Origin of the sequence: Janibacter sp. CX7 (genome assembly GCF_024362365.1) — a bacterium.
Lineage (GTDB): Bacteria > Actinomycetota > Actinomycetes > Actinomycetales > Dermatophilaceae > Janibacter.
The window spans coordinates 1668279-1688024 of sequence record NZ_CP101464.1; the positions used below are offsets into that span (position 1 = coordinate 1668279).

The 19746-nt window shown below is 71.9% G+C and carries 24 protein-coding genes; 10 read left to right on the forward strand and 14 right to left on the reverse strand.

Going from position 1 to position 19746, the window contains the following annotated elements; genetic code table 11:
* Positions 1–41 precede the first annotated feature (41 nt).
* Genes NMQ01_RS08180 through NMQ01_RS08190 form a run of 3 tightly spaced genes read left to right on the forward strand, consistent with a single transcriptional unit; the run spans position 42 to position 1781 of the window.
* Complete coding sequence (locus tag NMQ01_RS08180; RefSeq protein WP_255183459.1) at positions 42–809, forward strand: HipA family kinase; 768 nt, start codon at positions 42–44, stop codon at positions 807–809.
* The gene (locus NMQ01_RS08185; RefSeq protein ID WP_255183460.1) at positions 806–1186 is read left to right on the forward strand and encodes a DUF3037 domain-containing protein; all 381 of its coding nucleotides are present in this window, start codon (positions 806–808) and stop codon (positions 1184–1186) included. Before NMQ01_RS08180 ends, NMQ01_RS08185 begins: the two co-directional genes overlap by 4 nt.
* A 49-nt stretch (positions 1187–1235) precedes the next feature.
* Positions 1236–1781 (forward strand): YbhB/YbcL family Raf kinase inhibitor-like protein, encoded by a 546-nt coding sequence (locus NMQ01_RS08190; protein ID WP_255183461.1) that lies wholly within the window; start codon positions 1236–1238, stop codon positions 1779–1781.
* Positions 1782–1816: 35 nt separating this feature from the next.
* Here the strand turns inward: NMQ01_RS08190 and NMQ01_RS08195 are convergent, their stop codons facing one another.
* From NMQ01_RS08195 to NMQ01_RS08225, 7 genes are all read right to left on the reverse strand, one after another.
* Positions 1817–2050 carry a DivIVA domain-containing protein gene (locus NMQ01_RS08195; RefSeq protein WP_255183462.1) on the reverse strand — a complete coding sequence of 78 codons (234 nt, stop codon included), beginning with the start codon at positions 2048–2050 and terminating at the stop codon, positions 1817–1819.
* Entirely contained in the window at positions 2047–2856 is an 810-nt protein-coding gene (locus NMQ01_RS08200; protein WP_255183463.1) for an RNA methyltransferase, read from the reverse strand. Before NMQ01_RS08200 ends, NMQ01_RS08195 begins: the two co-directional genes overlap by 4 nt.
* Positions 2857–2865: 9 nt before the next feature.
* The gene (locus tag NMQ01_RS08205; protein WP_255183464.1) at positions 2866–3591 is read right to left on the reverse strand and encodes a sulfite exporter TauE/SafE family protein; all 726 of its coding nucleotides are present in this window, start codon (positions 3589–3591) and stop codon (positions 2866–2868) included.
* Positions 3588–4361 carry a sulfite exporter TauE/SafE family protein gene (locus NMQ01_RS08210; RefSeq protein ID WP_255183465.1) on the reverse strand — a complete coding sequence of 258 codons (774 nt, stop codon included), beginning with the start codon at positions 4359–4361 and terminating at the stop codon, positions 3588–3590. Before NMQ01_RS08210 ends, NMQ01_RS08205 begins: the two co-directional genes overlap by 4 nt.
* Before the next feature lie 54 nt (positions 4362–4415).
* The gene (locus tag NMQ01_RS08215; RefSeq protein ID WP_255183466.1) at positions 4416–5594 is read right to left on the reverse strand and encodes an SPFH domain-containing protein; all 1179 of its coding nucleotides are present in this window, start codon (positions 5592–5594) and stop codon (positions 4416–4418) included.
* Positions 5595–5621: 27 nt separating this feature from the next.
* Positions 5622–6071 (reverse strand): NfeD family protein, encoded by a 450-nt coding sequence (locus NMQ01_RS08220; RefSeq protein WP_255183467.1) that lies wholly within the window; start codon positions 6069–6071, stop codon positions 5622–5624.
* Between the two features lie 104 nt (positions 6072–6175).
* Positions 6176–6961, reverse strand: coding sequence for an ABC transporter ATP-binding protein (locus tag NMQ01_RS08225; RefSeq protein ID WP_255183468.1), 786 nt, complete (start codon positions 6959–6961; stop codon positions 6176–6178).
* 38 nt (positions 6962–6999) lie between these two features.
* On the opposite strand from NMQ01_RS08225, the gene NMQ01_RS08230 reads away from it, so the two are divergent.
* Positions 7000–7755 carry a hypothetical protein gene (locus NMQ01_RS08230; RefSeq protein WP_255183469.1) on the forward strand — a complete coding sequence of 252 codons (756 nt, stop codon included), beginning with the start codon at positions 7000–7002 and terminating at the stop codon, positions 7753–7755.
* Positions 7755–8273 (forward strand): GNAT family N-acetyltransferase, encoded by a 519-nt coding sequence (locus NMQ01_RS08235; protein WP_255183470.1) that lies wholly within the window; start codon positions 7755–7757, stop codon positions 8271–8273. The genes NMQ01_RS08230 and NMQ01_RS08235 overlap by 1 nt, the downstream gene beginning before the upstream one ends.
* Here NMQ01_RS08235 and glgA read toward each other — a convergent pair.
* Positions 8246–9442 (reverse strand): glycogen synthase, encoded by a 1197-nt coding sequence (gene glgA / locus NMQ01_RS08240; protein ID WP_255183471.1) that lies wholly within the window; start codon positions 9440–9442, stop codon positions 8246–8248. The two genes, NMQ01_RS08235 and glgA, sit on opposite strands and share 28 nt — an antisense overlap.
* An 86-nt stretch (positions 9443–9528) precedes the next feature.
* Between glgA and glgC the strand changes: the two genes are divergently transcribed.
* Both glgC and serB read left to right on the forward strand, forming a co-directional pair.
* Complete coding sequence (gene glgC, locus NMQ01_RS08245) at positions 9529–10776, forward strand: glucose-1-phosphate adenylyltransferase (RefSeq protein WP_255183472.1); 1248 nt, start codon at positions 9529–9531, stop codon at positions 10774–10776.
* A 44-nt stretch (positions 10777–10820) separates the two neighbouring features.
* Positions 10821–11516 carry a phosphoserine phosphatase SerB gene (gene serB, locus NMQ01_RS08250; RefSeq protein WP_255183473.1) on the forward strand — a complete coding sequence of 232 codons (696 nt, stop codon included), beginning with the start codon at positions 10821–10823 and terminating at the stop codon, positions 11514–11516.
* Between the two features lie 270 nt (positions 11517–11786).
* On the opposite strand, the gene fabI is transcribed toward serB, so the two are convergent.
* Both fabI and fabG read right to left on the reverse strand, forming a co-directional pair.
* Positions 11787–12542, reverse strand: a complete 756-nt coding sequence (gene fabI / locus NMQ01_RS08255) for an enoyl-ACP reductase FabI (protein WP_255183474.1) — start codon at positions 12540–12542, stop codon at positions 11787–11789.
* 46 nt (positions 12543–12588) lie between these two features.
* Positions 12589–13299, reverse strand: a complete 711-nt coding sequence (fabG, locus tag NMQ01_RS08260; RefSeq protein ID WP_255183475.1) for a 3-oxoacyl-ACP reductase FabG — start codon at positions 13297–13299, stop codon at positions 12589–12591.
* Positions 13300–13426: 127 nt separating this feature from the next.
* On the opposite strand from fabG, the gene NMQ01_RS08265 reads away from it, so the two are divergent.
* Genes NMQ01_RS08265 through NMQ01_RS08275 form a run of 3 tightly spaced genes read left to right on the forward strand, consistent with a single transcriptional unit; the run spans position 13427 to position 14687 of the window.
* Entirely contained in the window at positions 13427–13702 is a 276-nt protein-coding gene (locus NMQ01_RS08265) for a DUF3099 domain-containing protein (protein ID WP_255183476.1), read from the forward strand.
* Positions 13702–13911: a hypothetical protein gene (locus NMQ01_RS08270; RefSeq protein ID WP_255183477.1), complete on the forward strand. Its 210-nt coding sequence runs from the start codon at positions 13702–13704 to the stop codon at positions 13909–13911. Before NMQ01_RS08265 ends, NMQ01_RS08270 begins: the two co-directional genes overlap by 1 nt.
* Positions 13911–14687 carry an SURF1 family protein gene (locus tag NMQ01_RS08275; protein WP_255183478.1) on the forward strand — a complete coding sequence of 259 codons (777 nt, stop codon included), beginning with the start codon at positions 13911–13913 and terminating at the stop codon, positions 14685–14687. Before NMQ01_RS08270 ends, NMQ01_RS08275 begins: the two co-directional genes overlap by 1 nt.
* A 1-nt stretch (position 14688) precedes the next feature.
* Here the strand turns inward: NMQ01_RS08275 and NMQ01_RS08280 are convergent, their stop codons facing one another.
* The 4 genes from NMQ01_RS08280 to NMQ01_RS08295 all read right to left on the reverse strand — a co-directional run bounded on the left by NMQ01_RS08280 (position 14689) and on the right by NMQ01_RS08295 (position 19699).
* Entirely contained in the window at positions 14689–16572 is a 1884-nt protein-coding gene (locus tag NMQ01_RS08280) for an ABC transporter ATP-binding protein (RefSeq protein ID WP_255186341.1), read from the reverse strand.
* Positions 16573–16660: 88 nt separating this feature from the next.
* Positions 16661–17308 carry a sirohydrochlorin chelatase gene (locus NMQ01_RS08285; protein ID WP_255183479.1) on the reverse strand — a complete coding sequence of 216 codons (648 nt, stop codon included), beginning with the start codon at positions 17306–17308 and terminating at the stop codon, positions 16661–16663.
* 4 nt (positions 17309–17312) lie between these two features.
* Complete coding sequence (locus tag NMQ01_RS08290; protein ID WP_255183480.1) at positions 17313–18053, reverse strand: phosphoadenylyl-sulfate reductase; 741 nt, start codon at positions 18051–18053, stop codon at positions 17313–17315.
* Entirely contained in the window at positions 18050–19699 is a 1650-nt protein-coding gene (locus tag NMQ01_RS08295; protein WP_255186342.1) for a nitrite/sulfite reductase, read from the reverse strand. The genes NMQ01_RS08290 and NMQ01_RS08295 overlap by 4 nt, the downstream gene beginning before the upstream one ends.
* Between the last annotated feature and the right edge of the window lie 47 nt (positions 19700–19746).

The window sequence follows — 19746 nt, forward strand, 5'->3', positions numbered from 1 at the left end:
TGAAGTCGGGGGTCGGGGCAAACCGTGCATAGTCTGGGGCCGTGCTCGAGACCGTCACCGCGACCCGATTTGCGGTCCCCCTGCGCGAAGGGGGGTCCCTCCCCGGCCTCGTCGACGCCGACGACCTCGGCATGTACGTCGTGAAGTTCCGCGGCGCCGGTCAAGGGCTCAAGGTGCTCGTCGCGGAGGTGCTCGTCGGCGAGATCGCCCGCGCGCTCGACATCCCGGTCCCCCGCCTGGCCGTCGTCGACCTGCCGCGTGACATCGCGCGCTACGAGGCCGACGAGGAGGTCCAGGACCTGCTGACGGCCTCCGTCGGGACCAACCTCGGTCTCGACTACCTGCCGGGCAGCTTCGGCTACGACGGCAGCCGGCCTGCGACCCGCGAGCAGGCGGAGCCGATCGTCTGGCTCGACGCCTTCACCGCCAACATCGACCGCACCTGGGCCAACCCCAACCTCCTCGTGTGGGGTGGCAACCCCTGGGTGATCGACCACGGTGCCGCGCTCTACTTCCACCACGCCTGGGCCCGCCGCTCCCCCGACGCCGAGCGCTTCGCCCGGCAGCCCTACGACGTGAACGACCACGTCCTCGGCGACCTCGTCGACGACCTCGCCCCGACCCACGCGGACCTGGCCGCTCGGCTCACCGACGACGTGCTCGCGGCCATCGTCGACCTCGTCCCCGCAGAGTGGCTCGAGACCGGGGAGCACCTCCCTTCGCCCGATGCGGTCCGAGAGGCCTACGTGCAGCACCTCACGACCCGCCGCGACCACCCCTCCGCCTGGCTCCCCGGAGGTGGCCGATGACCCGTCACCCCTACCAGTACGTCGTCCTGCGCTGCGTCCCCCGGGCCGAGCGCGAGGAGTTCGTCAACGTCGGCATCGTCCTGCGCAGCCAGTCCGCCGACCACCTCGAGGCCGCCTTCGCCGTCGACGCCGACCGGGTGCGTGCGCTCGCCCCCGATCTCGACCTCGACGAGCTCGACGCCGCGCTGCGGACGGTCTGCGAGGTCGCCTCCGGCCGGGAGGGCGGCGGCCTGCCGCGACTCGGCGACGACGGGCGCCGCTTCGGCTGGCTGAGCGCCCCCCGGTCCACCGTGGTGCGGCCCGGGCCGGTCCACAGCGGGCTCACCGACGACCCTGCCGCCGAGGTGCAGCGGCTCCTCGACCGCCTCGTCCGCTGACGCCGAGGGCCGCCTTGACGCGTGCCCGTGACGTCCTAGGGTCGGGGTCATGGACCTCACGCGACCGACCGCACCGGCCCCCTACGACCTTCTGCCGCCGACGGCCTCCTTCGAGGTGACGAGCGAGAGCTTCACCGACGGCGGCGACCTCGCCGACGCCCAGGTCTTCGACGACTGGGGCTTCAGCGGGGGCAACCTCAGCCCCCAGCTCAGCTGGTCGGGAGCCCCGGAGGGCACCAAGGGCTATGCGATCTCCTGCTTCGACCCGGATGCACCGACGCCCGCCGGCTTCTGGCACTGGACCGTCGTCGGGCTGCCCGCCGACACGACCTCCCTCCCGGAGGGCGCCGGCACCGAGGGCGGCACGCAGCTGCCCGAGGGCGCCTTCATGACCGCGACCGACTACGGCACCAAGGCGTTCGGCGGAGCGGCACCGCCGCAGGGCGACATCGCCCACCGCTACGTCTTCGCCGTCCACGCGCTCGACACCGACGACCTGGGCATCGACGACTCCGTCTCGTGCACCGTCGCGGCCTTCAACTACCTCCAGCACACGATCGGGCGCGCCGTCATCACCGGCATGTACCGCAGCTGACGCTGCCGCACCCCACGCCGCGCGGCGGGTCGGCCCTACTGACCGGGCAGGCCCGCCGCGAGCTCGTCGAGGAAGGCATCGACCTCGGCCATGTCGTAGCCCGCACCGAAGCGGGTGGGCCGGAAGATCGCACTCGCGACGTCCGGCACCGGCTGGCCGGTCGAGAGCGCGTGGAAGACCCGGTCGAGGAAGTCGTCGACATCGGCCACGGCATAGCCCTCGCGCCAGCGGGTCGGGGTGAACTGCGGGCGGGCCGCGCCGGCGCTCATCGCACCCTCAACTCCCAGGCAGCGACGGCACCCGCCGCCGCGACGTTGAGAGAGTCGACTCCCCCGGCCATCGGGATGGTCACGGTCACGTCCACGTGCCCGAGGGTACGCCGGGCCAGCCCGTCTCCCTCGGTGCCCAGCACGAGAGCCAGGCGCTCCGGCGGGTCGGCGGACAGCTCGTCGAGCGAGACCGCGTCGTCGGCCAGGGCCAGCGCCGCGACGGTCCACCCGGCTTCCCGCAGGTCCGCGATGCCGGCAGGCCACGGCTCGATCCGGGTCCACGGCACCTGGAAGACCGTGCCCATCGAGACGCGGATGGCCCTGCGGTACAACGGGTCTGCGCACCGCGGCGTCACGAGGACGGCATCGGTGCCCAGCGCGGCCGCGGAGCGGAAGATCGCCCCGACGTTGGTGTGGTCGACGACGTCCTCGATGATCAGCACCCGCCGTGCGCCGTCGAGCACCTCGCCGAGCGTCGGCAGCTGCGGACGATGCATCGACGCCAGCGCGCCGCGGTGGAGGTTGTAGCCGGTGATCCCCTCGATGACCTCGGCCGAGCCGGTGTAGACGGGGACCCCGCCGGCCTCTGCGTCCGCCACGACGTCGGCGAGGTCGGTGAGCCAGCGCTCCCCCATCAGCAGCGCCCGGGGCCGGTGCCCGGCGGCCAGCGCCCGGCGGATGACCTTCTCGCTCTCGGCGAGGTAGAGCCCGCCCGCGGGCTCGAGCACCCGTCGCAGCTTGACGTCGGTGAGACCGACGAAGTCCCGCAGCCGCTCGTCGGTGGGGTCGGTGATCGTGATCGGCACCTGAGCAGGCTAGACGAGCGCCCGCGCGATGACGCTGATGCTCGCGATGACGCAGAAGACCAGGACGCCACGTCGCACCGTCTCCGGACGGATCCGCCGGCGCACCGGTCCGGCGAGCAGGTGCCCCACGAGGACGAAGGGGGCCCACAGCAGTCCCGCACGGATGTCCTCGGCATCGACCTGGCCCCCGATGGCCAGACCCGTCATGCCGATGACGGTGCCCATGAGGAAGAAGGCGGCCAGCGTCCCCCGGAGCCGCTCGGGCCGCTCGTGCTGCAGGACGAGCGCGAAGAAGGGACCACCGATGGACGCAGCGGTCCCGGAGACCCCGGTGATGGCACCGGCGAAGGCCGAGTTGCGTCGCTCGAGGCGGATGTCGAGCGCCCACACGGAGGCCGCGACGGAGACGAGGATGAGCACGCCGACGGTCACGGCGATCACGTCGGCCGGGGCCACCGCGACGAGCAGCACCCCGAGCGGGGTGGCGAGGACCCGGGCGCCGAGGGCCCACCCCAAATGACGCCACGCGATGTCACGCGCACCGCCCAGCAGCTGCAGCACGGGCAGGAAGAAGACGCAGACGATGAGCGAGGCCGGCATGAGATCGGGTCGGGCCGTGACGACGAAGGGGGCCGCGACGACCGCGATCCCGAAGCCGATCGTCGACTGCACCATCGCCCCGATGGCGACGACGACGCCGAGGGCGAGGATCGTGGGGTCCAGGATCTCGGTCACGGGAAGAAGACGAACTTCACCAGGCCCGCGACGCCGACGACGACGATGACGGCCCGCAGCGCGTTGGGGGGCAGGCGTCGACCGTAGCGGGAGCCGAGGACTCCCCCGACGATGGCGCCGACCCCGACGAGGGCGGCGATCCGCCAGTCGATGAGGTCCGGCGCGGTGATGATGAAGACGAGCGAGCCGACCGCGTTGACGAAGAGGCCGAGCATGTTCTTCAGACCGTTGAGGGACTGCAGCGGCTCGGTGGACAGAGCCGACAGCAGGCCGATGAGGATGACGCCCTGGGCGGCACCGAAGTAGCCGCCGTAGACGCCGGCCACGAGCACGCCCGCCATGAGCGCGACGAGGTGGCTCGTCGGCATCGAGCCGCCCTCCTCGTGCCGTGACCTCGTCCACGCCTGCAGGCGGGGACCGAAGATGACGAGCAGGATCCCGATGCCGATGAGCACCGGCACGATCGCCTCGAAGGCCTCGGGCGGCAACCACAGCAGGAGCAGTGCACCGGTGATCGCGCCGAGCACGGACATCGGCACGAGCTGGGCGACTCGCCGGCCCATGCCCTTGAGCTCGGGGAGGTAGCCGATGGTGCCGCTCACTCCCCCGGCGACCAGGCCGATGGAGTTGGAGACATTGGCCGTGACGGCCGGTGTCCCCAGCGCGAGCAGCACGGGGAAGGTCACGAGTGTCCCGGACCCGACGAGGGTGTTGATCGCTCCCGCCCACACCCCGGCGAGGACCACTGCACCCATCTCCAGCCACGACACCCGGCCACCCTAGTGAGGGCGGGCCGGGTGTCGTGGAGCGGGGTCGCGGTGTGGTCAGCGGGCCGCGTCGGGCCCCTCGGTCGACTCGGCGGCGTCCGTCTGCGCGGGGGCCGGGGGCTGCCCGGCGGGTGCCTCGGTCGGCTCCGGCAGCCGGACCCCGGGGCCCTTCGCCGGCTGGACCCGCGAGGCGGGCGTCGCGTGCTCGGTGGCCTCGCGACTGGCCTGACCGGCCTGACCGCGCGCCTCGGCGAGGGCGTCGCCCGGGTCCTCGAGCGCAGTCTGGTCGAAGACGTTGGCGTCCTCCGGGCCGGGGTCGACCCACTCCTCCGAGTCCAGACCCCCCTTCGGCCCGTCGCCGTCGCCGCCACCGAGCGCACCACCGATGCCGCGCAGGGCGTCGGTCAGCTCGCTGGGGATGATCCACATCTTGTTGGCGTCGCCCGTCGCGATCTGCGGCAGCACCTGCAGGTACTGGTAGGCGAGCAGCTTCTGCGTCGGCTTGCCACGGTGGATCGCGTCGAAGACCTGCTTGATCGCTCGCGACTGCCCCTGGGCCTCGAGGACGGCCGCCTGGGCGGAGCCCTCGGCGCGCAGGATCGCCGACTGCTTCTCACCCTCGGCGGTGAGGATCTGCGACTGCTTGACGCCCTCGGCGTTGAGGATCGCGGCGCGACGGTCACGCTCGGCCTTCATCTGCTTCTCCATCGACTCCTGGATCGACATCGGCGGGTCGATCGCCTTGAGCTCGACCCGGTTGACCCGGATGCCCCAGCGGCCGGTCGCCTCGTCGAGGGCGCCGCGGAGCTGGCCGTTGATCTGGTCACGGCTGGTCAGCGTCTGCTCGAGGTCGAGCGAGCCGATGACATTGCGCAGCGTCGTGACGGTCAGCTGCTCGATGCCCTGGATGAAGTTGGCGATCTCGTAGACGGCCCGCTTGGAGTCGATGACCGTGTAGTAGATGACCGTGTCGATGTTGACGACGAGGTTGTCCGAGGTGATCACCGGCTGCGGCGGGAAGCTGACGACCTGCTCGCGCAGGTCGATGCTGGCGCGCACCTTGTCGACGAAGGGCACGAGGATGTGGATGCCCCCCTCGAGCGTGCGCGAGTAGCGACCCAGGCGCTCGATGATCAGCGAGGTCTGCTGCGGGACGATGCGCACCGTCTTGAAGAGGATGACGAGCGCGAAGACGAGCAGCGCGAGCAGGAAGATGAGGATTCCGGCGCCGTCCATGGGCGAGTCCTTTCGTGGAAGGTCAGGTCAGGGGGTCTTGGTGACGATCGCGGTCGCGCCGTCGATCGACACGACGCGGACCTCGTCACCGGGCATGCACGGCTGCGCGCCGTCGGGGACGCGGGCGCTCCACGTCTCACCGGCGAGCCGGACCCGCCCGTCGGTCTCGGTGACGGTCTCGAGGACACGGGCCTGACGGCCGGCCAGGGCACCCGACCCGATGTCCGCGGAGGCGGCCGGATCGGTGAACTGCCGCTTGACGATCGGGCGCACCACCGCGATGAGCAGCAGCGCCACGGCCACGGCCACGACGATCTGCACGACGACGGGTGCGCCGAGACCGGCGGCCAGCGCCCCGACGAGGGCCCCGCCGAAGAGCATGACGAAGACGAAGTCGACGGTGGCCGCCTCGATCGCGATCAGGACGAGCGCCAGGCCCAGCCACGCCAGCCAGAGGTTGTCCCCGAGCCACTCCATGTATTGCCCCCTAGGTCGTGCGTCGAGCCCCCATCATGTCAACCGCACCCCGACGAAGAGGGATCAGCCCACCGGTCGTGACCACAGCGTGTCCGGCACCGGCCTCAGGAGCGCGCGCGGGCCGCCCAGCGCTGCCCGTGCTGCTCGAGCACGAGGTCGAGCCCGAAGGTCTCGGAGAGGTTGGCCTCGGTGAGCGTGATCTCGAGCGGGCCCTGCGCGACGACCTGACCCTCGCGCAGGAGGAGCACGTCGGTGAAGTGCGGCGGGATCTCCTCGACGTGGTGAGTCACCATGACGAGCGCAGGGGCCTCGAGGTCACCGGCGATCTGGCCGAGCCGGCCGACGAGGTCCTCGCGGCCACCGAGGTCGAGGCCTGCCGCTGGCTCGTCGAGGAGCATCAGCTCGGGGTCGGTCATGAGGGCCCGGGCGATCTGCACCCGCTTGCGCTCGCCCTCGGAGAGGGTGCCGTAGGTGCGGTCGGCGAGGTGGCCCGCGCCGAGGGCCTCGAGCAGCTCGAGGGCCCGCGCGTGGTCGAGGCCGTCGTAGGACTCGCGCCAGCGGCCGACGACGCCCCAGGAGGCGGTGACGACGACGTCGGCCACCCGCTCGCGGCCGGGGATGCGCTCGGCGAGCGCCGCCGAGGCCAGACCGATCCGGGGCCGCAGCTCGAAGACGTCGACGGCACCCATCACCTCGCCGAGGATCCCGACGACCCCGCGGGTCGGGTGCATGCGCCCGGATGCGAGCTGCAGCAGCGTCGTCTTGCCGGCGCCGTTGGGCCCGAGCACGACCCAGCGCTGACCCTCCTCGACCTCCCAGTCGATCTCGGACAGCAGGGTGGATCCCCCGCGGACCACGGTCGCACCGGCCAGGGCGAGGACATCACTCATGGACCCGACCCTAACCGTCGCTGACTACCATCTGTCAGATGCCCGAGCTGCCCGCATCCGTCCGTGTCGCCGCCTGGGTGACGCACGCCTGGGCGGGCGGCGTCACCCACACCGAGGCCGTCGAACGGGCCCTGCCCGACGTCGACCACACCGAGGGCCTCGTCGAGCAGCTGCGGCTGTGGCGCGACCTCGGCGAGGCGGCGGTGCTCGTGGCCCTGCCCTCTCCCGGCGACCTCGCCGGGCTGCCGCGCTGCGGCCCGATCGCGACCGATGCCGCGGCCGACGCCGGGGAGGCGCTCTACGTCGCCGGGCTCGGCGGCCTGCTCGTCCCGAGCGTCTCGACCTTCGGCTCTGCGGGGGCCGAGGGCCTGCGCATCGACTGGATGGCCCACGACGCCGACCCCGTGCCCCCGCACCGCATCGAGGCGCTCGAGCCCTCGCAGCTCGAGCGCCACCTGCGCCGCCGGCTGCTCCTGGCCATCGACGAGCTCGACGCGGTGGGCGGCACCCCGTGGGCCGACGAGATCGCCCGCGACCTCGTCGACGAGCGTCTCGGCACCGACTGGGCCCTGCCCACCGCGCTGCCGGAGCGGGCCCGCAAGGTCATCGCGCTCGCCGGCACCGTCTCGCTCGCGGCCGAGGTGGGCCTGCAGGCCTCCGGCGCCCTCACGGCTGCGGGTGACGAGTCGCGCGCCGTCGCCCTTCGCTCCTTGCGGCGGGAGAGCGAGCGGACCCTCGCCGACGCGACCAATGCCGCCTGCGCAGCGATGGCCGGTTGGGTGCCGAGCCGGTGATGCGCACGCTGACCACGTCTCGCCTGCGGCTGGAGCCGATCGTCGCGCGGGACCTGGACTTCCTCGTCGAGCTCGACGGCGACGCGCAGGTCCTGCGCCACATACTCGGGCGGGCCCGCACCGAGGCGGAGGCGCGCGACTTCTGGACGCCGCAGATCCCCGGGCCGATGTGGGTCGGGTACGTCGAGGACGAGCCCGTCGGCTGGTGGTCCCTGTGGCCGCGCGAAGGGGGTGCCGCCGAGCTCGGCTACCGGCTCGCGGGCCGGTGGTGGCGGCAGGGTCTGGCCGTCGAGGGGGCGAGAGCCGTGCTCGCAGAGTGCTTCGCCGACCCCGGCCTCGACGTCGTGCGCGCCGAGACGATGGTCGTCAACACCGGCTCTCGCGGCGTCATGCGACGCCTCGGGATGCGCGAGGTGCGCATCGAGGTCCGCGAGTGGGAGGACCCGCTGCCCGGCGCCGAGCTCGGCGAGGTGATCAGCGAGATCACCCGTCAGGACTGGGCGAGCACCGTCTCGTAGACCGCCATCGTCCGATCGCCGATGCTCGTCCAGCTGAAGTGTTCGACCGCACGCTGCCGCCCGGCGAGACCACGTTCGCGCGCCCGCCCGGGGTCGGACACGGCGTCGACGAGGGCCGCCGCGAGGTCGGCCTCGAAGCGCGCCGGGTCGACCGGCGCGCCGGTGCCGTCCTGGACCTGCTCGATCGGCACGAGCCACCCGGTGACGCCGTCGTCGACGACCTCGGGGATCCCACCGGTGGCGGTCGCGACGACCGGCAGCTCGCACGCCATGGCCTCGAGGTTGACGATGCCGAGAGGCTCGTAGACCGACGGGCAGGCGAAGACCGTCGCCGCGGTCAGCAGCGCGATGACCTCGGCACGGGGAAGCATCTCGCTGATCCACACCACCCCGTCCCGCCGCGCCCGCAGCTCGGCGACGAGGGCCTCGACCTCCGCGAGGATCTCCGGGGTGTCGGGGGCGCCGGCGCAGAGCACGACCTGCACCTCGGGCGGCAGCTCGCGCGCCGCGCGCAGCAGGTGCGGCAGGCCCTTTTGCCGGGTGATTCGGCCGACGAAGACGACCGAGGGGCGGTCGGGGTCGACGCCGTGGCGCCGCACGACGTCGAGGCGGTGCGCGGGCTGCCACAGCCGGGCGTCGATGCCGTTGTGCACCACGTGGACCCTGTCGGGGTCGATCGCGGGATAGCTGCGCAGGATGTCGGCCCGCATGCCGTGACTCACGGCGATGACGCCGGCCGCTGCCTCGTAGGCGGTGCGCTCGACCCACGACGAGAGGGCATAGCCGCCGCCGAGCTGCTCGGCCTTCCACGGGCGCAGGGGCTCGAGGCTGTGCGCCGAGACGACGTGCGGCACACCGTGCAGCAGGCTCGCCGTGTGGCCGGCGAAGTTCGCGTACCAGGTGTGGCTGTGCACGAGGTCCGCTCCCCCGCAGTCGGCCGCCATTGCCAGGTCGACACCCATCGTCGTCAGGGCGGGGTTGGCCTCCTGCAGACCCGGCGGGTCGGGATAGGCCGTCGTCCCCCCTTCGTCCCGCGGGGCGCCGAAGCACCGCACCCGCACGTCCGTGTCACCCCGCTGCCGCAGGGCCCGGGTCAGCTCGGCGACGTGGACTCCGGCACCGCCGTAGACCGCCGGTGGGTACTCCTTGCTGAGGATGTCGACGCGCACCCCGTCAGCCTAGGGCGAGGGGGCGGACAGGGACACCGGCGAGCCACTAGGTTGGCCCTGACACCGGCACCGCGAAGGGAGTCGACATGGTCCGCAGAGGTCAGCCCAGTGTCCTGACGATCGTCCTCGCGGGAGGTGAGGGCAAGCGACTGATGCCGCTCACCGCGGACCGGGCCAAGCCGGCCGTGCCCTTCGGCGGGATCTACCGGCTCGTCGACTTCGCGCTGAGCAATGTCGTCAACTCCGGTTATGCCAAGATCATCGTCCTGACGCAGTACAAGTCACACAGCCTCGACCGCCACGTCAGCCAGGCCTGGCGGCTGGCCTCCCCGCTCGGTCACTACGTGGCGCCCATCCCGGCCCAGCAGCGCCGCGGCAAGAGTTGGTACACGGGCAGCGCCGACGCGATCTACCAGTCGCTCAACGCCATCACCGACGAGCGCCCGGACATCGTCGTCGTGGTCGGGGCGGACCACGTCTACCGCATGGACTTCTCCGACATGGTCGAGCAGCACCTCGACACCGGCGCGGAGTGCACGGTGGCGGCGATCCGGCAGCCGATCTCGACGGCCGACCAGTTCGGGGTCATGGAGGTCGGCGAGGACGGGCGACGGATCACGGCCTTCCGCGAGAAGCCCTCCGACCCCGTGGGCCTGCCGGACGCACCCCATGAGGTCTACGCGTCGATGGGCAACTACGTCTTCTCGACCGATGCCCTCATGGATGCCGTCAAGCGCGACGCCGAGGCCGACAGCCGGCACGACATGGGCGGCGACATCGTGCCCGACTTCGTCGCGCGGGGCAGCGCCCACGCCTACGACTTCGCCGACAACACCGTGCCGGGGTCGACCGACCGGGACCGCGGCTACTGGCGCGACGTCGGCACGATCGACAGCTACTTCGACGCCCACCTCGACCTGACGTCGATCCACCCGGTCTTCAACCTCTACAACTACAGCTGGCCGATCAACACCAACCACGGCCCCTACCCACCGGCGAAGTTCGTCCACGCCGACGACGAGCGGGCCGGCGGCGCGACGAACTCGATCGTCTCCCCCGGCGTCGTCGTCTCGGGCGGCCACGTCGACAACTCGGTGCTCTCGCCGGGGGTCTTCGTCCACAGCTACTCCGAGGTGCGCGACAGCGTGCTGCTCGACGGTGTCGACGTCGGTCGGCACGCGCGGTTGCACCGGGTCATCGTCGACAAGGGCGTGCGCCTGCCGGCCGGCATCGAGCTGGGTCTCGATGCGGAGGCCGACCGCGCCCGCGGACTGCATGTCACCGAGTCCGGGATCACCGTGGTCGGCAAGGGGCACGTCTTCGACGCCTCCTAGACTGCGGCCATGCCACGCAGCCACGCAGAGGTCGGGGACCGCCCGTGAGCCGGCTCCCCGGAGAGGGCCCGATCGCCCTCGTCATGGACGTCGACAGCACGCTCATCCGGGACGAGGTGATCGAGCTCATCGCCGAGCACGCCGGCACCCGTGAGGAGGTCGCCGCCGTCACCGAGGCGGCGATGCGCGGTGAGCTCGACTTCGCCGGCAGCCTGCACGCGCGGGTCGCGACCCTCGCCGACCTGCCGGTCGAGGTCCTCGACCGCGTGCGGGCGAGCGTGCGCCTCACCCCCGGCGCCCGCACCCTCGTCACCACGCTGGTCGAAGGGGGTCACACCGTCGGGCTGGTCAGTGGCGGCTTCACCGAGATCGTCGACGACCTGGCCCGCGAGCTCGGCATCCCCACCGCGCGGGCCAACACCCTCGAGGTGGTCGACGGTCACCTCACCGGCAAGGTGCTGGGCGAGGTCGTCGACCGCGCGGCCAAGGCCGACTTCCTGCGCCGGCTGGCGGCCTCCGCCGGCATCGAGCCGGACCGCACCGTCGCCGTGGGCGACGGGGCCAACGACCTCGACATGATGGCCGCCGCCGAGCTGGGCATCGCCTTCTGCGCCAAGCCGGCGGTGCGCGAGCAGGCGGACGCGAGCATCGACGAGCCCGACCTGCGCCGGGTCCTCGACCTCATCGGCCTCGACCCGCTCCCCCAACCCGACGACGAGGGCGGCCACCCCCTCGCCTGACCGCGTGTCGCCCTGCAGTTCGCGCTGGGACCAACGAGATTCCGGGGCCGGCAGGTCCTCCTGGCGCCGAACTGCAGGACGACATGCGGTAGGGCGAAGGGGATGTCGGCACACATCAAGCCGAAGTCGAGCACGACGACGCAACCACACGACAGCCAAGGACTTCGGCGGGTGCCGACGTCCCCTTCGCCCGGACGGGACCCACTGGTCCGGGAGCCGACCCTTCGAGCCGGCCGCGGACGGCCTTCCTCAGGGACCGGGAGAGGTGGCTCAGATCCCCATCGCGTGCACGCCGCCGTCGACGTGCACGATCTCGCCGGTCGTGGCGGGGAACCAGTCGGAGAGCAGCATCGTGCAGGCCTTGGCCGTGGGCACCGGGTCGTTGACGTCCCAGCCGAGAGGCGAACGGTCGTCCCACGACTCCTCGAACTGCTCGAAGCCGGGGATCGACTTCGCCGCGGTCGTGCGGATGGGGCCGGCGGCGACGAGGTTGCAGCGGACCCCCTTCGGGCCGAGGTCACGGGCGAGGTAGCGGTTGGTCGACTCGAAGGCCGCCTTGGCCACGCCCATCCAGTCGTAGACCGGCCAGGCGAAGCTCGCGTCGAAGGTCAGCCCCACGATCGACCCGCCCTCGGTCATCATCGGCAGCGCCGCGACCCCGAGAGCCTTGAGCGAGTAGGCCGAGACGTGCATCGCCGTCGCGACGTCCTGCCACTCGGCGTCGAGGAAGGTGAAGGCCCCCTCGGGGGCGAAGCCGATCGAGTGCAGGACGCCGTCGAGGCGCTCGGTGTGCTCGCCGATGCGGTCGGCGAGGGCCGCGAGGTCCTCCTCGCTCGTGACGTCGAGCTCGATGACCGGGGCCTCCTGCGGGAGGCGCTTGGCGATCGTGCGGGTGATCTTCATCGTCCGCCCGAAGCTCGTGAGGATCACCTGCGCGCCCTGCTCCTGCGCGAGCTTGGCGACGTGGAAGGCGATCGAGGACTCCATGAGGACGCCGGTGATGAGGAAGGTCTTGCCGGTGAGCATCTGCTGCCTTTCGCGAAGGGGGTTGTCCGGGGGTGAGCGGGAGGGCTCAGTGGCCCATGCCGAGGCCGCCGTCGACGGGGATGACGGCACCCGAGACGTAGGCCGCGTCGTCGGAGACGAGGAAGGCGACGGCGCCGGCGACCTCGTCGGCCTGGCCGTAGCGCCGCGCCGGGATGGCGGCCTGGTACTCGGCCTTGGTCTTGTCGGGCAGCTCCGCGGTCATGTCGGTCTCGATGAAGCCGGGCGCGACGACGTTGGCGGTGATGCCCCGGGCGCCGAGCTCACGGGTCATCGAGCGGGCGATGCCGACGAGCCCGGACTTCGAGGCCGCGTAGTTGGCCTGGCCCGGCGAGCCGTAGAGGCCCACGACGCTCGAGAGCAGGACGACCCGGCCGAAGCGGGCCTTGACCATCGGCGTCGCCGCGCGGCGCACGCAGCGGAAGGTGCCGTGCAGGTTGGTGTCGACGACGGACGAGAAGTCGTCGTCGGTCATCCGCATGAGCAGGGTGTCCTTGGTGACGCCGGCATTGGCGACGAGGACCTCGACCTCACCGTCGAGCAGCTCCTTGGCCGCGGTGAAGGCCGCGTCGACGGAGTCGCTGTCGGTGATCTCGCAGGCGACGACGTCGAGCCCCTCGACCGGGTCGCCGGACCGGGAGGTGACGACGACGCGGTGACCGTCGGCGAGCAGGCGTCGCGCGATCGCCTCCCCGATGCCTCGGTTGCCTCCGGTGACGAGCACTCGCCGCGATGTCATCTCTCTCCTTGGTGTCCGCTCGTGTGGGTCAGGTCACGCCCGTCCCGACGCTAGAGCACTACCCCCGGGTAGCCGGACACGGACCGCCCCTCGGATGGCTCCCAGACACGCGACGTACCCTGAAGGGGTGCCCCACACGCCCGTCCCCTCGGTGACCACCGCGCCGATCTCGCTCCACGAGGAGCAGGCCGGCCGGATGCGCCAGTACCTCGCGACGATGGCCCTGCGCACCGCCTGCTTCATCGGCGCCTACTTCTTCGAGGGCTGGCTGCGCTGGGTCTGCGTGGGCCTCGCCGTCGTCCTGCCCTACATCGCCGTGGTCCTCGTCAACGCCGTCCGCCCCCGCGCCGCCGACGAGACCTTCCAGCCCGTCACCGACCACCGCCGGCAGCTGGGCGCCTGATGGACGAGCTCATCTGCAGCCGCAAGGCGTGCCGGCAGACGGCGACCCGCGCCGTCCTGTGGCGCAACCCCCGCATCCACGACGAGTCCCGGCGCAAGGTCTGGCTCGCGTGCGACGAGCACGAGGAGGTCCTGCGCGAGCACCTGGCGGTGCGCGGCTTCCCCGTCGCGACTTGCGCGGTCGACGAGATCCCGGACGACGCCGGCTGATGCTGCGCCGTGCCCTCACCCCGAGGTGGCTCGGGTGGTTCCTCCTCGTCCTCGTCGTGTCCCTGGCCTGCGTGTGGCTGGGCCAGTGGCAGTGGGGCAAGTACGAGTCCAGGTCCGCCAGCGCCGACCGGATCACGAGTCACTACACCGCCGACCCGGTCCCGGTGACGGACGTCCTGGGCACCGACCCGGTGGGCCTGGACCACGAGTGGACCCGGGTGCGCGCGACCGGCGAGTACCTCACCACCGAGCAGGTCCTCGTGCGCAACCGTCCCCTCGACGGGACCTACGGCTACGAGGTGCTCCTCCCCCTTCGCCTCGAGGACGGCGGTGTCGTCCTCGTCGACCGGGGCTGGGTCCCCAACAGCCCGAAGGGGGCGGACGTCGCCCCCGAGGTCCCGGCCGCGCCGCGTGGAGAGGTGACCGTCACCGGCTGGGTCCGCCTGGGAGAGAAGAGCCTCGGGCGGGACATGCCGACCGGTCAGGTCGCGAGCATCAACCTCGACGAGGTCTCGCAGCAGATCGACGCCGACGTGCTCGGCGGCTACGTGGCGCTCCAGTCGGAGGAGCCGGACGGGCCACGCCCAGACCCGCTCGAGGTGCCCGACACCGACACCGGGCCGCACCTGGCCTATGCGATCCAGTGGTGGCTCGTCATCCCGGCGCTGTGGCTCTTCGTCGTCCTCGCGCTGCGCCGCGAGAGCCAGGAGCAGGGCGACGCCGGGCGCGCCCCCAAGCCCAAGAAGGTGCGGATCTGGGACGAGGAGGACGGCTGAGTCAGCCGACCTCGACCGGGTCGCCCTCCCCCTCGAACTGCGTGGCGTGCAGCGACGCGTAGAGCCCGTGCGCGGCGAGCAGCTCGTCGTGCGTGCCGCGCTCGACGACGCGACCCGCGTCGACGACGAGGATCTGGTCCGCGGCGCGGACCGTCGACAGCCGGTGGGCGATGACGATGGCCGTGCGCCCCTCGAGAGCGGTGTCGAGCGCCCGTTGCACGGCGACCTCCGACTCGCTGTCGAGGTGCGCGGTCGCCTCGTCGAGGATGAGCACGGCCGGTGACTTGAGCAGCAGCCGGGCGATGGCGAAGCGCTGCTTCTCCCCACCGGACAGCCGGTGCCCCCGGTCCCCCACGACCGTGTCGAGCCCGGCCGGGAGCGCCGCGACGAGCGAGCGGATCTGCGCGGCCTCGAGCGCGGCCCACAACTCGTCCTCGCTCGCCTCCGGGCGGGCATAGGCGAGGTTGGCGCGGATGGTGTCGTGGAAGAGGTGCGCCTCCTGGGTCACCATGCCGACCGAGGCGCTCACCGAGTCGAGGGTCGCCTCGCGCAGGTCGACACCGCCGATGCGGACGCTGCCGCTCGTCGGGTCGTAGAAGCGGGTGACGAGAGAGGTGATCGTGCTCTTGCCGGCACCGCTCGGCCCGACGAGGGCGACGAGCTGACCGGGCTCGGCGCGCAGCGTCACGCCCTGCAGCACCGGACCGCCCTGCTCCCGGTCGCCGGTGGTTGCACCTTCGAGCGAGCGAAGGGAGATCGCGTCGGCTCCGGGGTATGTGAAGTGCACGTCGTCGAGCTCGACCGACAGCGCCTCGCCCTGCGGCAGCGGCCGGGCGTCGGGTGCCTCCCGGATGCTCGAGGGCATGTCGAGCAGCTCGAAGAGGCGGGCGAAGGAGACGAGGGCGGTGAGCACGTCGACGTGCACGTTGGACAGTGCCGTGAGCGGCCCGTAGAGGCGGGCGAGGAGCGCGGCCAGGGCGAGCAGCGTGCCGACGGTCAGCGCTCCGTCGACGGCCATGACCCCGCCGACGCCGTAGACCATCGCGGTCGCGAGCGAGGCCAGCGCGGTGAGCATGACGAAGAAGAAGGCCCGGTTGGTCGCGATCTTGACGCCGATGTCGCGCACGCGGGCGGCCCGCTGGTCGTACTGCTCGATCTCGCGGGCCGGCGAGCCGAAGATCTTCACGAGGAGGGCACCGGCGACGTTGAACCGCTCGGTCATCTGGTTGCCGAGGTCGGCGTTGAGGTTCATCTGCTCCGAGGCGAGCCCGGCCAGCCGTCGGCCCATCCACTTCGCCGGGAGGACGAAGAAGGGCACGAGCACGAGCGAGGCGAGGGTCAGCTGCCACGACAGGGCGAACATCGCGCCGAGGATGAGCACGAGCGAGATGACATTGCTGACGACCGACGAGAGCACCGTCGTGAAGGCCTGCTGGGCCCCGATGACGTCGCTGTTGAGCCGGCTGACGAGGGCACCGGTCTGCGCGCGGGTGAAGAAGGCGATCGGCTGGCGCAGCACGTGGGCGAAGACCTCGGTGCGCAGCAGGTGGATCAGCCCCTCGCCGATGCGCGCGGACAGCCACCGCTGGACGAGGCTCGTCACGGCCTCGACGACGGCGATCGCGGCGACGAGCAGGGCGATGACGACGACGACCTGCCGGTCCTGCGGCGTGACCCCGTCGTCGATGAGGCGCTGCAGGAGCAGTGGCACGGCCACGACGGTCATCGAGCCGACGGCGACGAGCCCGAGGAAGGCCGCGATGGTGCCCTTGAAGGGCGCCGCGTAGCCGAGGACCCGCCTGGCGGTGCCCTTGGGCAGCGGTGTCGAGGTCACCGAGTCACCCCGGCTCATCGACTGCATGAGCCCCCAGGTGCTGTTCATCATCATCGTCCGCTCCTTGTCGTCCCCGGTGCGACAACCACGGTGCACCACAAGGGATTCCCGCGCACGCAAAGTGCCGCGGGCGCCGGCCTCAGCCGAGGACGCGGTGCAGGACGAGGCGTGCGACGGCGTCGGTGTCGGCCAGTCCCCCCGGGATGAAGGGGGCACCGTTCGCCTCGGCGAGGGCGGCCACCCTGTCGTGCAGCACACCCTCCGCGAGGGTGGCCGGCACGACGAGCCGGCCCCGTGCGGCACCGGCGCGGGGCGCAGCGAGGGTCATGGTCAGCCAGCCCTCGCGCGGGTGCGCGTCGAGCAGCCGACGGATGCTCTGCCCGGCCTGCCCGGAGCTCGACCCGCCGGCGACGAGCAGGGTCGGACTGCCGGGGTCGTGGCCCGCGGCCCGCAGCCGCTCGTCGACGGCGTCGAGGAGCAGCGGGTGGCCACCGAGGGCGCTCGTGACCCGGGCGTGGGCACCGCCGGCGCCGAAGGCCCGCACGGCCGCCGGGACGTCGACCCGCGCGTGGAATGCCGGGGTGATGAGCATCGGTACGACCGTGACCTCGTCGGCGATGCCGGGCCCGAGCTCGTCAGGACGCGGGTGGTCGTGCTCGATGTAGACGAGGTGGGTGCTCCCGCGCCCCGCCTCGTCGAGCGGTCCGGCGACCCGGGCGCGCAGCCGCTCCAGGGTCGCCGCGTGCCGCGCGTCGGGCGAGCCGTGCGCGAGCAGGATCGTGGTCACGAGCTCACGTGTGCAGGCCGCACTCGACCTTGTCGGTGCCCGACCAGCGTCCGGCGCGGGCGTCCTCGCCCTCGGCGACCGGGCGGGTGCAGGGCGCGCAGCCGATCGAGGCGTAGCCGCTCTGGCGAAGGGGGTTGAGGAAGACCGACTGCTCTGCGGCGTACTGGTCGACGTCGTCCTGCGTCCAGCCCGCGATGGGGTTGAGCTTGACCATGCCGCGACGCTCGTCCCACCCGACGACGGTGATGTCGGTGCGGGTCGGCGCGTCCTCGCGGCGCATGCCAGTCACCCAGGCGTCGTGGTCCTCGAGCGCCCGGTTGAGCGGCTCGACCTTGCGCATCGCGCAGCACAGGTTGGGATCCCGGTCGTGCAGCTTCGGCCCGTGCTCGGCGTCCTGCTCGGCGACGGTGAGCTTCGGGTAGATCGTGCGGATGCTGATCGGCAGCATGGCCTCGTAGGCGTCGCGGGTACCGAGCGTCTCGGCGAAGTGGTAGCCGGTGTCGAGGAAGAAGACATCGGCGCCCTCGAGGGTCGTGCCGACGAGGTGGACGAGCACCTCGTCACCCATCGAGCTGGCGACGGTCAGCCCCTCGCCGAAGGTCTCGTGGGCCCACTGCAGCGCCTGCCGGCCGATCTCGACCCGGCCCTCGTGGGTACCGCCGAGCTCCGCCTCGAGCGCGTCGAACCGCTCCTGCCCCTCACGGGCGAGCTCGCGCAGGCGGTCGGTGTCCAGGAGCGTGCTCATCGGATGTCGTCCTCGTCGGCGCGGCGCACCCACAGGGCGAAGGACTCCCCTTCGTCCCGCTGGGCGAGGTAGGTGCGGGCGAGGCGCTCGATGTAGTCGGGCAGGTCGTCGCCGGCCACCTTGAGGGCACGGGTCTTGCGGGCCAGGGCGGTCTCCTCCGCGAGGGCGCCACCGAGGTGGACCTGGAAGACCTCCTGGTGGGTGCCGTCCTCGCGCTTGTCGAGCATGCCCTTGAGGCCCACGTCGGCGACCTGGCTGCGGGCGCAGCTGTTGGGGCAGCCGTTGAAGTGGATGCTGAAGGGGACGTCGATGGTCAGGCGCTTCTCGAGCTCCTCGACGGTCCACCGGGCGCGGTTCTTGGTGTCGGTCAGGGCGAGCTTGCAGAACTCGAGGCCCGTGCACGCGAGGACGTTGCGGCGCCACTCGCTCGGGTGGACGTCGAGGTCGATCTCCTTGAGGTCCGCGGCCAGCGCGTCCGCCCGGTCGGGCTCGACGTCGAGGACGAGGATCTTCTGGTGCGGGGTGAAGCGGATCCGCTGCGAGCCGGCCGCCTCCGCCAGTTCGGCGAGGCGGGTCAGCTTGGTCCCCGTCATGCGTCCGGCGATCGGCGCGGCGCCGACCCAGACCCGGCCGTCGACCTGCTCGTGGATGCCGACGTGGTCGCGGCGGCTCCCCTTCGGAGCGACCGCCTCCGGACCGTCCACGAGACGGCGGCCGAGGTAGTCGTCCTCGAGGACCTGGCGGAACTTCTCCGCGCCCCAGTCGGCCATGAGGAACTTCAGCCGGGCCTTGTTGCGCAGGCGCCGGTAGCCGTGATCACGGAAGATCGAGGTGACCCCGTGCCACACGGCAGGGACGTCCTCGATCGGGACCCAGACGCCGAGACGCTGGGCGAAGATCGGCTTGACCGACAGGCCGCCGCCGACCCACACGTCGAAGCCGGGACCGTGCTCGGGGTGCTCGACGCCGACGAAGGAGATGTCGTTGATCTCGTGGGCGATGTCGAGCACCGGCGAGCCGGAGATCGCCGTCTTGTACTTGCGCGGCAGGTTGGAGAACTCGGGGCTGCCGATGTGCTCGCGCTTGATGATGTCCATGGCCGGGGTGCCGTCGATGATCTCGGCCTTGTCGATGCCGGCGACCGGCGAGCCGAGCATCGTGCGCGGGCAGTCGCCGCAGGCCTCCGTCGTCGACAGCCCCACCGACTCGAGGCGGCGCCAGATCTCCGGCACGTCCTCGATGCGCACCCAGTGCAGCTGGATGTTCTGCCGGTCGGAGACGTCGGCGGTGTCCCGGGCGAACTCGGTGCTGATCCCCGCGACGGTGCGCAGCTGCTCGGTGCTCATCCGGCCGCCGTCGCTGCGCACGCGCATCATGAAGTACTCGTCGTCGAGGCCGTCCTCGCCGGTGTGCGTGCCGTCGAGCCCCTGCTTGCGCTGGGTGTACAGCCCCCACCAGCGGAAGCGACCGGACAGGTCGTCCGGCGAGATCGAGGCGAAGCCGCCCTGGGCGTAGACGTCCTCGATCCGCGCACGCACGTTGAGCGCGTCGTCCTCCTGCTTGAACTCCTCGTTGTGGTTCAGCGGGGTCCGGTCGCCGTCGGCCCAGGCGCCGGTGGACTTCGTGCGGGTGGGGCGGGTCGTCACAGTCACCCGCCCATCCTACGAGTGCCCTTATGGATTGCATAACTGCC

Coding starts and splice junctions, on each gene's coding strand:
- glgC (WP_255183472.1), top strand. CDS start 9,529: ATGGTCCGCAGAGGTCAGCCCAGTGTCCTGACGATCGTCCTCGCGGGA.
- NMQ01_RS08190 (WP_255183461.1), top strand. CDS start 1,236: ATGGACCTCACGCGACCGACCGCACCGGCCCCCTACGACCTTCTGCCG.
- fabG (WP_255183475.1), bottom strand. CDS start 13,299: ATGACATCGCGGCGAGTGCTCGTCACCGGAGGCAACCGAGGCATCGGG.
- fabI (WP_255183474.1), bottom strand. CDS start 12,542: ATGCTCACCGGCAAGACCTTCCTCATCACCGGCGTCCTCATGGAGTCC.
- NMQ01_RS08230 (WP_255183469.1), top strand. CDS start 7,000: ATGCCCGAGCTGCCCGCATCCGTCCGTGTCGCCGCCTGGGTGACGCAC.
- NMQ01_RS08220 (WP_255183467.1), bottom strand. CDS start 6,071: ATGGAGTGGCTCGGGGACAACCTCTGGCTGGCGTGGCTGGGCCTGGCG.
- NMQ01_RS08185 (WP_255183460.1), top strand. CDS start 806: ATGACCCGTCACCCCTACCAGTACGTCGTCCTGCGCTGCGTCCCCCGG.
- NMQ01_RS08225 (WP_255183468.1), bottom strand. CDS start 6,961: ATGAGTGATGTCCTCGCCCTGGCCGGTGCGACCGTGGTCCGCGGGGGA.
- NMQ01_RS08280 (WP_255186341.1), bottom strand. CDS start 16,572: ATGATGAACAGCACCTGGGGGCTCATGCAGTCGATGAGCCGGGGTGAC.
- NMQ01_RS08215 (WP_255183466.1), bottom strand. CDS start 5,594: ATGGACGGCGCCGGAATCCTCATCTTCCTGCTCGCGCTGCTCGTCTTC.
- NMQ01_RS08290 (WP_255183480.1), bottom strand. CDS start 18,053: ATGAGCACGCTCCTGGACACCGACCGCCTGCGCGAGCTCGCCCGTGAG.
- NMQ01_RS08195 (WP_255183462.1), bottom strand. CDS start 2,050: ATGAGCGCCGGCGCGGCCCGCCCGCAGTTCACCCCGACCCGCTGGCGC.
- NMQ01_RS08270 (WP_255183477.1), top strand. CDS start 13,702: ATGGACGAGCTCATCTGCAGCCGCAAGGCGTGCCGGCAGACGGCGACC.
- NMQ01_RS08275 (WP_255183478.1), top strand. CDS start 13,911: ATGCTGCGCCGTGCCCTCACCCCGAGGTGGCTCGGGTGGTTCCTCCTC.
- NMQ01_RS08235 (WP_255183470.1), top strand. CDS start 7,755: ATGCGCACGCTGACCACGTCTCGCCTGCGGCTGGAGCCGATCGTCGCG.